This is a genomic window from Acidimicrobiales bacterium (genome assembly GCA_036399815.1).
GTDB lineage: Bacteria > Actinomycetota > Acidimicrobiia > Acidimicrobiales > DASWMK01 > DASWMK01.
This window is the reverse complement of sequence record DASWMK010000144.1, coordinates 18373-27686: the sequence shown is the minus strand read 5'-3', so window position 1 is coordinate 27686 and position 9314 is coordinate 18373. Positions and strand designations below refer to the sequence as shown.

At 75.8% G+C, this 9314-nt stretch carries 7 protein-coding genes; all 7 read right to left on the bottom strand.

Going from position 1 to position 9314, the window contains the following annotated elements; all coding sequences use genetic code 11:
- Positions 1-874: 3-oxoacyl-[acyl-carrier-protein] synthase III C-terminal domain-containing protein (locus tag VGB14_10340; GenBank protein ID HEX9993315.1), on the bottom strand; the 874-nt coding region annotated here is incomplete at its 3' end.
- Positions 875-885: 11 nt separating this feature from the next.
- The gene (locus tag VGB14_10335; GenBank protein ID HEX9993314.1) at positions 886-1665 is read right to left on the bottom strand and encodes an enoyl-CoA hydratase/isomerase family protein; all 780 of its coding nucleotides are present in this window, start codon (positions 1663-1665) and stop codon (positions 886-888) included.
- A 34-nt stretch (positions 1666-1699) separates the two neighbouring features.
- The gene (locus VGB14_10330; GenBank protein ID HEX9993313.1) at positions 1700-2476 is read right to left on the bottom strand and encodes a hypothetical protein; all 777 of its coding nucleotides are present in this window, start codon (positions 2474-2476) and stop codon (positions 1700-1702) included.
- A complete protein-coding gene (locus VGB14_10325; GenBank protein HEX9993312.1) occupies positions 2458-6072 on the bottom strand; it encodes a PxKF domain-containing protein in 3615 nt (1204 codons plus the stop codon). Before VGB14_10325 ends, VGB14_10330 begins: the two co-directional genes overlap by 19 nt.
- Before the next feature lie 160 nt (positions 6073-6232).
- On the bottom strand, positions 6233-6823 hold the full coding sequence (locus VGB14_10320; GenBank protein HEX9993311.1) for a DoxX family protein: 591 nt from the start codon (positions 6821-6823) through the stop codon (positions 6233-6235).
- 30 nt (positions 6824-6853) lie between these two features.
- Entirely contained in the window at positions 6854-8065 is a 1212-nt protein-coding gene (locus tag VGB14_10315; protein HEX9993310.1) for an acyl-CoA dehydrogenase family protein, read from the bottom strand.
- A gap of 38 nt (positions 8066-8103) precedes the next feature.
- Complete coding sequence (locus VGB14_10310; protein HEX9993309.1) at positions 8104-9279, bottom strand: MFS transporter; 1176 nt, start codon at positions 9277-9279, stop codon at positions 8104-8106.
- Positions 9280-9314: the final 35 nt, after the last annotated feature.

The following is a 9314-nucleotide window of genomic DNA, read 5'->3' as shown; positions in this document are numbered from 1 at the left end:
TGGTGCGCAGGACGATGGCCGTCGCCCCGTCGGCCAGGACGACGACGACCACGGTCTCGCCCGGGCCGGCCCGGTCGAGCACGCCGGCGAGGAGGAGGCCGGCGTGGGCGGTGCCGGTGTTGCCGACGGTGGCGGCCAGCGGGTCGGCCACCCGGTCGGCGGGGACACCGGCCCTGGCGGTGAACGAGCGGGCGGCCCGGGCGTGGGTGCCGGCGACGACGAGGTGGTCGACGGCGTCCGGTGCCAGCCCGGCCTCCTCGAGCGCGGCGGAGAAGGCCGCCGCCGCCAGCGGCAGGTAGGCGTGCTCGCCGAAGCGCTCCTCCCACACCCGCGAGGCCGGCGCGCCGGGGAGGCGCCAGCGGTCGAGGAACTCGTCGGTGGCGCTGGCGACCGCGACCACGTCGGCCACCGTGTCGCCGTCGCCGAACAGGAAGGCCGCCGCCCCGTCGCCACCGTCCCGCTCGTCGGCGCCCCCGGGCAGCCCGGTGCGGACGTCGGCGAGGACGGCGAGGGCCGGGACGGGCGCGTCGGCAGCGGCGACGAGCGCGCCGACGCCCGAGCGCACCGAGCCGGCCATGTCGACGGCCAGCGCCGACCGGTCGAGGCCGAGCGCGGCGTGGACGACGGTGGCGTTCGTCTTGTCCAGGTAGGCGGGGTCGGCGGTGGCGAAGTAGACGCGCCCGGGCGGCGCCGACGCCGGCGCGGCGCGCAGCGCCACCCTGGCCGCCTCGACGGCCATGGACGTGGTGTCCTCGTCGTAGGAGGCGACGGCCCGCGTCCCCCGCCCGCCGCCCTCGCCCAGCGCGGCGGCGATCGCCTCCCGCCGGAGGCGGTGGTAGGGCACGTAGGCGCCGTAGGCGAGGACCCCGGGCATGGCGGCGGAAGCTACTCGCCCCGCCCCCGCAGCCGGGCCAGCCCCTCGGCCGCCTCGGGCAGCCCGAAGCCCAGGAACTCGTAGGCCAGCGAGGCGTCGAACGCCGCGAACTGGGCCCGGTACCAGTGGTTCAGCGTGTGCTTGGTCCAGCGGATGGCCGACGCCGTGCCGGCGGCCAGGCCGGTGGCGACGGCGAGGGCCCGGTCCTGCACCTCGCCGTCGTCGACGCAGAGCGACACCAGGCCGATGCGCTCGGCCTCCTCGCCGGTCAGGGGCTCGCAGGTGAGCAGGTGGTACTTGGCCTTCGCCATCCCGCAGAGCAGCGGCCAGCAGAGGGCGGCGTGGTCGCCGGCGGCCACGCCGAGGCGGGTGTGGCCGTCGACGATCCTCGCCGTGCGGGCCGCGACGGACACGTCGGCCAGCACGGCGACCGCCAGCCCGGCCCCGACGGCCGGCCCGTGGATGGCCGACACCACCGGCGTCCCGCACTCGAGGAGGTTGCGGACGAGGTCCCTGGCCTCCCGCAGGACGCGCAGCCGGGCCCGGTCGTCGGTCGTCACCTCCTCGAGCAGGTGGAAGCTGCCGCCGGCCGAGAACGCCCGGCCCGCGCCCCGGACGAGGACCGCGCGCGTCGCCTCGTCCCGGTCGACCACCGGCCACACGTCGGCCAGCTCGGCATGCGCCTCGGCGCCCACCGCGTTCAGCCCGGGGGCGTCGAGGGTGATCCGCAGCACCCCGTCGGCCGGCCGGTCGAAGGCGAGGTGGGGGAAGGCGTCGTAGCGGTCGGTCATGGCGCCGGACTAGCAGACCGGCACCGGGCCGCCGTCAGCCGATCCCGTCGGGCAGCGGCGGCACCTCCACGTCGCCCCCGAGGTCGGAGAGCTCGAGCACGGTGGCGAGCACGGCGCCGGTCGGCGCCGTCGACCCCTGGCGGAGGCGGACGAGCCGACCGCCGCCGTCGACCCACACCTCCACCGTGCGCCCGCCGTCCTCGGCCCGGTAGCGGGTCGCTGGCGCGCCGCCGACGTCCTCCGTGCCGGCCGTCTCGAACCGGCGCCCGTCCAGGGTGGCGAGCAGCGCGCCGGCCAGGCCGTCGCCCTCGCCGGCGTCGTGCAGGCCGAGGAACGGGCCGAGCCCGGGCGTCACCGGATGGGCCTCGGACGCCGGGTCGCCGGCGTTCACCTCCCACGTCCGGTCGCCGGCCAGCCAGGCCTCGCCCTGGTCGGTGAGCCCGTCGCCCGGCCGCCCGGTCGTGAGCAGCACCTCGTCGAAGCGGTCGACCCGGTGGCCGCGCCGGGCCACCCAGTCCACCTCCCCCTCGGACCGCGACGCCACCGCCTCCTCGCCGTCCGCCTCGGCGACCGTCTCCATCACGAAGCGGGCCCGCCCGGCCGCCTCGGTGGCCGCCGCCACCGTCGCCGCCAGGTCGTCGGGGGCCGGCGCGCCACCGCCCGTCGCGGACGTGGCCGCCGACGCCGAGGTGGCCGCCGGCCCGCCGCCGTCGCCCCCGTCGCTCCCGCAGGCGGCGACGAGGAGGGCGCCCGCCGCCAGCGCGGCCAACGCCCCCCGCACCGCCCGACCGGTCAGGTCAACCGGAACCACGCTCTCGCCTCGGAGCCGTCCCGGAACCGCAGGATCAGCACCCGGCACGTCCCGGCCCACGCCGACCTCGTGTCCCACACGTACTCGTAGGTGCCGGTGGCGTCGTCGTGGTGGAGGCTGCTGCCCCCGGCCGACACCGTCTCCTCGACCGGGTCGAGGGCGGCGCCGGTGGCGCAGTCCATGCGGGCCGACGCCGGGTAGCCGGCGGCGAAGATGGCGAGCCCCGACGCCCCCTCCAGCCGGAAGCGCACGGGGACGGCGCGGCCGGCCTTCATGCGGTTGACGACCGGGATGTTGTCGACGGGGGCGAAGAACCCCTCGAACCGGCCCTGCCCGCCGACCGAGAAGGACCGGGTGACGGGGGTCGGGTCCTCGTTGCCGGCCCGGTCGAAGGCGACCGCGGTGAACGTGTGCGGCCCGGCGGCGAGCGCCGTGTACGCCACGGTGGGCTCGCACGGGCCGAGCGCGGCGCCGTCCAGCGCGCACAGGAAGGCGAGCGGCGACTCGGAGCCGCCGAGCTCGATGGTGACGTCGGCGCCGGTCGACGCCCCCTCGGCGGGACCGGCGAGGACCGCCGTGTCCGGCGCGACGCGGTCGACGAGCACGGCGGCCGTGGCCGACGCGGACGACGCGCCCGAGGTGACGCACACCCGCACCGTGTTGTCGCCCTCCGCGAGCGACCCGACGCCGACGAACGTGAACGCCGGCCGGGCCGTCGTGCCGTCGCCCCGGTCGTAGGTGCCGCTGTCGACGACGGTGCCGTCGGCGCAGCCGCTGCCGCCGACCCGCACGGTGAACGACCCGCTGGCCGTCGCCGACCAGCCGATCTCCGTGCCCGTCCCGGTGACGCCGATGGCGTCGGCCGAGACGTACTCGACCCGGGCGAGGAGCTGGCAGGCGTCGCCCACCCCGTCGCCGTCGCGGTCGACGTTCACCGCGTTCGCGAGGTCGGGGCAGTTGTCGTCGCCGTCGGCCACCTGGTCGCCGTCGCCGTCCGCGCAGCCCGGGTCGGCGCCGTCGGCGGCGCCGTCGCCGTCGTCGTCGTCGCCGTTCGTGCACGAGCCGTCGTAGCCGGCGTACTCCGGCGCGCTGGCCGGGTCCCGGTGGTCGGCGCCGAGGAGCGCCTCGACCTGGTTCATCACCTGGTCGCCGTCGGTGTCGAGCTCGCAGGCGTCGCCGAACCCGTCGCCGTCGAGGTCGCCCTGGCCGGCGTTCGGGTGGATGCGGCAGTTGTCGGCCCCGTCGGCCACGCCGTCGCCGTCGTCGTCGGGGTCGTCCACGTTGTCGACGGCGTCGTCGTCGGTGTCATACGGGTAGGGATCGACGTCCGCGGCCGCCGCCATGAGCGACTCGCCCTCGCCCGGCGCCGGGTTGCGCTCGCCGTCGCCGTCGATGTCGGGGTCGCAGGCGTCGCCGAACTCGGCGATGTTGGGCAGCCGCCCGCCGAGGATCTGGAGGTACCAGGGGCCGAAGTCGGTGTTGTCCTGGTCGGGGTTGTGGACGAGCGGGCAGTTGTCGTCGTGCTGGAGGTCCCCGTCGGCGTCCGCGTCGGACAGGTCGGAGTTCGTCCTCGCCAGCTCGTCGTAGTTCGGGAAGGCGTCCTGGATGTCGGTGCCGACGCCGGCCGGCGCGTACGACAGGCCGCTCCACGAGCCGTAGCTCTCGGGCTGGAGCGGGGTCAGCGGGCTGTGCTCGCCGGACTGGTGGCGGCCGGCGGGCGCCGGCTGGTTGTGCACGTCGCCCTCGTCGAGCCCGAGCGAGTGGCCGAGCAGGTGGGACAGGGCGCGGGACCACAGCTGCTCGATGGCGTCGGCCTCGAGCTCGCCGAGGAGCATGTGGACCGGCCACCTGATGCGGTCGTCGCCGGGGTTCGGGATGTTGGCCGGGAAGATGCCGGGGTCCATGAGGAACCCGAGCGGGTTGTCGGCCAGCTGGCTGAGGTCGGTCTCCCGGAAGCAGGGGCCCGTGTTGCCGGTGCGGGGCTCGCCGATCTGGGACGAGCAGCTCCACGCCGGGCCCATCGTGACGAGGATGTCCCGGCCGCGGACGTTGGCGTCGCCGAACGGCGACCAGTCGTAGTCGGCGAGCGGGGCGGCGTCGATGCCCTGGAGGAGGAAGTCGACCCGGCCGGGGTTCGGGCAGGCGGCCACGCCGTCGCGGGCCGACGAGTGGCCGGACCACACGTAGCGGACCGACATCGTCCTCGCGTCGAGCACGGCCCCGTCGCGGCGCTGGGCCGGCGTGCCGAAGCTCTCGCTCCTGCCGATCGAGGAGTTCTGGTCGCAGTTCGGCGCGTGCGGGATGGCCTCGTCGACGAGGACGTGGAGGCGGACGCCGTCGACGCCGTCGGGGTTGCTCACCGGGGCGTCGTCGAACATCTCCATCGCCTCCCGCAGGCCCGAGAGGCTGGGCGCGTGGTGCAGCGGGTCGTCGTGCTCGCTGATCACCTCGGGGCAGGCGAACTCGACGAAGCAGTCCTGCCAGTCGAGCTCGACGAACACGTCCTTGTGGAGCGGGTCGGGCGCGTGGTTGAAGCAGCGGTACGGGCGGGCGGTGATCCGCCGCTGGTCGTCGGTGCCGCCGGGGCAGAACGGCCAGCCGTACAGGCCCCGCGGCAGGTTCGAGAACGGCCCGAGGGCGGCGTCGCGGTGGACGAGCTCGCCCGACGGCAGCTGGATGCCGGCGCCCTGCACGCCCGGGTCGACCTCCCACGAGTCCTTCAGGCCGTCGCCGTCGGTGTCCGGGTTGTGGGCGTCGGTGCCGAGGTCGCCCTCGACGGCGTCGGTGAGGCAGTCGCCGTCGCTGTCGTTGGCCTCGTCGCAGAGGAAGCTCTGGCCCCGGGCGAGGACGTAGACGTGCCCGCTGGTGCCGTCGGGCGCCGTGTAGACGGGCGGCGCGGGCGACGGCGCGGCGTCGCCGATGATCACGAGCGGCTGGTAGCTCGACGGCCACGACGAGAAGATCTCGTGGGCCGAGCACGACCAGTTGCCGAGGTAGCTGTCGTCCAGCCCGTCGAGGGTCGGGTGGGCGGCGATCTTGTGGGCGGCGTTCGGGCAGTTGTTGACGCCCTGGACGGTGAAGTGCCCGAGGCCGCCGAGCAGCTCGACCTCCGCCGGCGAGCCCGAGTGGTAGGCGCAGCTGAGCGAGACGTACAGGCCCGGCCCGGGCGCGGCGTCGGCGGCCGCGAACGCCACCGACTGGTGGACGAACTGCGACTTGCCGTGCCAGTCGGGGTCGGTGCCGTTGACGATGACGTTGCCGGAGACGGCGGCCGACCACACCTGCCGGTTGGCGACGGCGGTGTCCCACACGCCAGGGTCGCCGAAGCAGATGGGCTGGTCGCCGAACACGATGGCGTCGAACTGCGAGAACTCGGAGGTCGACGCGGCGGCCCAGGTCGCCTCGTCCCACACGGTCGCGGTCACGCCCGGCGTGGTGTCGGCGTAGCCGCCGGACGTCGGCCCGTAGACGAGCACCTTCGCGTCCGTGGCGGCGGCGATGGCGGCGCCTGCTGCTCGGGGCTCCCTCCTCGGCGCCCTCGCCTCGTTCGGCCCCCTCGCCGCGGCCGGCGTGCTCAGGCTCGCGAACAAGGACACCAGTGCCAGGACGGCGACCGCGACACGACGCATCGGACTGCTTCCCCTCCCCCGAGGTCGCCACGCGGCGCGTTGCGCGCGACGCGGCGAGGGCGCAGATGGTGACCGACCGCGGGGGCCCTGTCAACGACGCCGACGCGGCGGGCGGCGCCGCGCGTGGTCAGACGGGGTGCTCGACCGCCTCCACGACGTGGCGGCCGCTGTCCTCGGCGGTGAGGTCGACGACGAGGTCGTCGTCGGCCGGCTGGGGCTCGGACGGGCGGCGGGAGGCGGCGAAGGCCCTGGCCGTCGTCACCGCGCCGGCCACGGCCGAGGCGAGCAGGGTGAAGCGGACGACCCGGCTCGGGGCCCGCACGCCGAGGAGGCGGTCGAGGCTGTAGCGGCCGGTCCCGGCGGCGGCGAGGGCGGCCGCCGCGGCCAGGTTGGTGAGCGGCAGCTCGGGGCCGCCGGTGGCCGAGAAGGCGCCCTTGCGGCGGTGGGCGGTGGCGGCGGCGACGCCCATGGTCGAGGCGATGGCCAGCGGGCCGACGGGGTGGGCCAGGCCGGCGGCGGTCAGCACGCCCCCGCCCAGCTCGGACGTGCCCGCGGTGACGGCCATCCGCTTGCCGGGCGTGAGGCCGAGCGACTCGAAGAAGCCGCCCGTGCCCTCGATCCCGTGCCCGCCGAACGCCCCGAACAGCTTCTGCGCCCCGTGCGCGGCCACGTACCCGCCCACGACCACCCGGGCGCCCAGTAGTGCGAGATCACTCATGCCCGCGCCACTACCCGCGGCGCGACCGGGCTACTCGATGCGCAGGCCGCTGATGGCCCTGGCGATGACCAGGTGCTGGATCTCGGCGGTGCCCTCGAAGATCTCGTAGATCTTCGCGTCGCGGTGCCAGCGCTCGACGGGGTACTCGCGCACGTACCCGTAGCCACCGAGGATCTGGATGGCCCGCTCGGTGGCCCAGGTCGCCACCCGGCCGGCCTTCAGCTTCGACATCGAGCCCTCGCCGGCGCCGAACGGCTTGCCGGCCTTGCCCATCCACGCGGCCCGCCACACGAGCAGGCGGGCGGCGTCGATCTCGGTCGCCATGTCCGCCAGGGTGAAGGCGATGGCCTGGTTGGTGACGATCGGCCGGCCGAACTGCTTGCGCTCCTTGGCGTACTCCAGGGCGTACTCGTAGGCCGCCCTCGCGATGCCGATGGCCTGGGCGCCGACGATCGGCCTGGTCGCCTCGAAGGTCGCCATCGCCGCCTGGGTGCGGGCCGGCTTGCCCTCGCGGGCCCTGGCCAGGCGCTCGTCCAGCCGCTCCTTGCCGCCGAGCAGGCACGAGCCGGGGACGCGCACGTCGTCGAGGACGACCTCGGCCGTGTGGCTGGCCCGGATGCCGTGCTTCTTGAACTTGGCGCCCTGGGAGAGGCCGGGCGTGCCCTTCGGGACGACGAAGGACGCCTGGCCCCTGCCCTTCAGCGACCGGTCGACGGACGCGACGACGACGTGCACGTCGGCGATGCCGCCGTTGGTGATCCAGGTCTTCTGGCCGTTCAGGACCCACTCGTCGCGGGCCTCGTCGTAGACGGCCGTCGTGCGCAGCGACGAGACGTCCGACCCGGCGTCGGGCTCGCTCACGCAGAAGGCGGCGACCGCCGGCTTCTCGGGCGTGCCGAAGCACTGGGGCACCCACTCCATCATCTGCTCGGGGGTGCCGTTGCCCATGATCCCGGTGACGCCGAGCAGGGTGCCGACGATCGACAGGCCGATGCCGGCGTCGCCCCAGAACAGCTCCTCGTTGACGATCGGCATGGTGAGGCCGGTGGCGTCCGAGAAGGCGTTGGCCCAGAAGTCGAAGGAGTACAGGCCGATGCGGGCCGCCTCCTCGATGAGCGGCCAGGGCGTCTCCTCGCGCTCGTCCCACTCGGCGGCGGCGGGGCGGACGACCTGGTCGGCGAAGTCGTGGACCCACTTCTGGAGCTGGAGCTGGTCCTCGTCGAGCTCGAGGGAGAAGGCCATGGCGACACCCCGCACCGTAAGTTACCGACTGGTAAGTCTCACGGTACCCCGGCGGGCGCGGCCTCGACAACCCTCGCCGGCACCAGCGCGAGGGCGATCAGGGCGAGCACGGCGCCGACCACGTAGGGCGCGCCGATGCCGAGGTGCTCGAACAGCGCGCCGGCCGCCGCCGGGCCGGCGACGCGGGCCAGCCCGCCGGCCGACTGCTGCACGCCGAGCGCCGCGCCCCGCCGCTCGGCGCCCGCCCGCCGCCCGACGGCGGCCGACAACGTCGGGGTGACGAGGCCCTGGCCGACGACGAGCGCCAGCAGGGCGGGGACCAGCAGCGGCCACCCGTCGGCGGCGGCGAGCAGGCACAGGCCGACGGCGTCGAGGGCGAGCCCGGCCCGGAGGGTGGTGGCCTCGCCGAGGCGGCGGTTGACGGGGTGGACGAGCGCGACCTGCACGGCCACGAGGACGACGCCGATCGCCGCGAACACCGCGCCGGTCGAGGAGATCGTGAGGTCCAGGCGGGCCTCGCCGAGCAGCGCGAACGTCGCCTCGAACCCGCTGAAGGCGACGAGGGAGACGAAGGCGACGGCCGCCAGCCGGGCCAGGTCGCCGCGCACCGGCGGGGCGGCCACGGCGTCCGCGGCGGGGGCGACGGGCCGGGTCTCGGGCAGCCGCCGGGCGGCGACCAGCGCGTTGACGGCGGCGATGCCGGCGGCCAGCAGGAACGGCACCTCGGGGCCGCCGAGGGCGGCGAGCGCGCCGAGGGCGGGGCCGGCCACGAAGCCGAGCCCGAAGGCGGCGCCGAGCAGGCCGAGGAGCCTGGCCCGCTCCTCGGGCGGGGCGAGGTCGACCACCGACGCCTGGGCCACCGACACGCTGGCGCCGGACACGCCGTCCACCACCCGGCCGGCGAACAGCACCCACAGGCTGCCGGCGAGGCCGGTCAGCAGGCTGCCGACGGCCGTGCCGACGAGGGAGACGAGGAGGACGGGGCGGCGCCCGACCCGGTCCGACAGCCGGCCCCACAGCGGGGCGAAGACGAGCTGGGCGACCGAGAACGTGGCGACGAGCAGCCCGACGGTCGCGGGGCCGGCCCCGAACCGCTCGGCGTAGAGCGGGAGGATGGGCAGGACGATCCCGAAGCCCACGAGGTCGAGGGCCACCGTCGTCCAGATGGTGGCGAAGCCGGCCGGCAGCGGGCGGCGGTCGGCGCTCCTGGGCACCGGGAAAGGCAAGGACCGCGGCGGGCGCGTGTCAA

Coding starts and splice junctions, on each gene's coding strand:
- VGB14_10335 (HEX9993314.1), bottom strand. CDS start 1,665: ATGACCGACCGCTACGACGCCTTCCCCCACCTCGCCTTCGACCGGCCG.
- VGB14_10320 (HEX9993311.1), bottom strand. CDS start 6,823: ATGAGTGATCTCGCACTACTGGGCGCCCGGGTGGTCGTGGGCGGGTAC.
- VGB14_10315 (HEX9993310.1), bottom strand. CDS start 8,065: ATGGCCTTCTCCCTCGAGCTCGACGAGGACCAGCTCCAGCTCCAGAAG.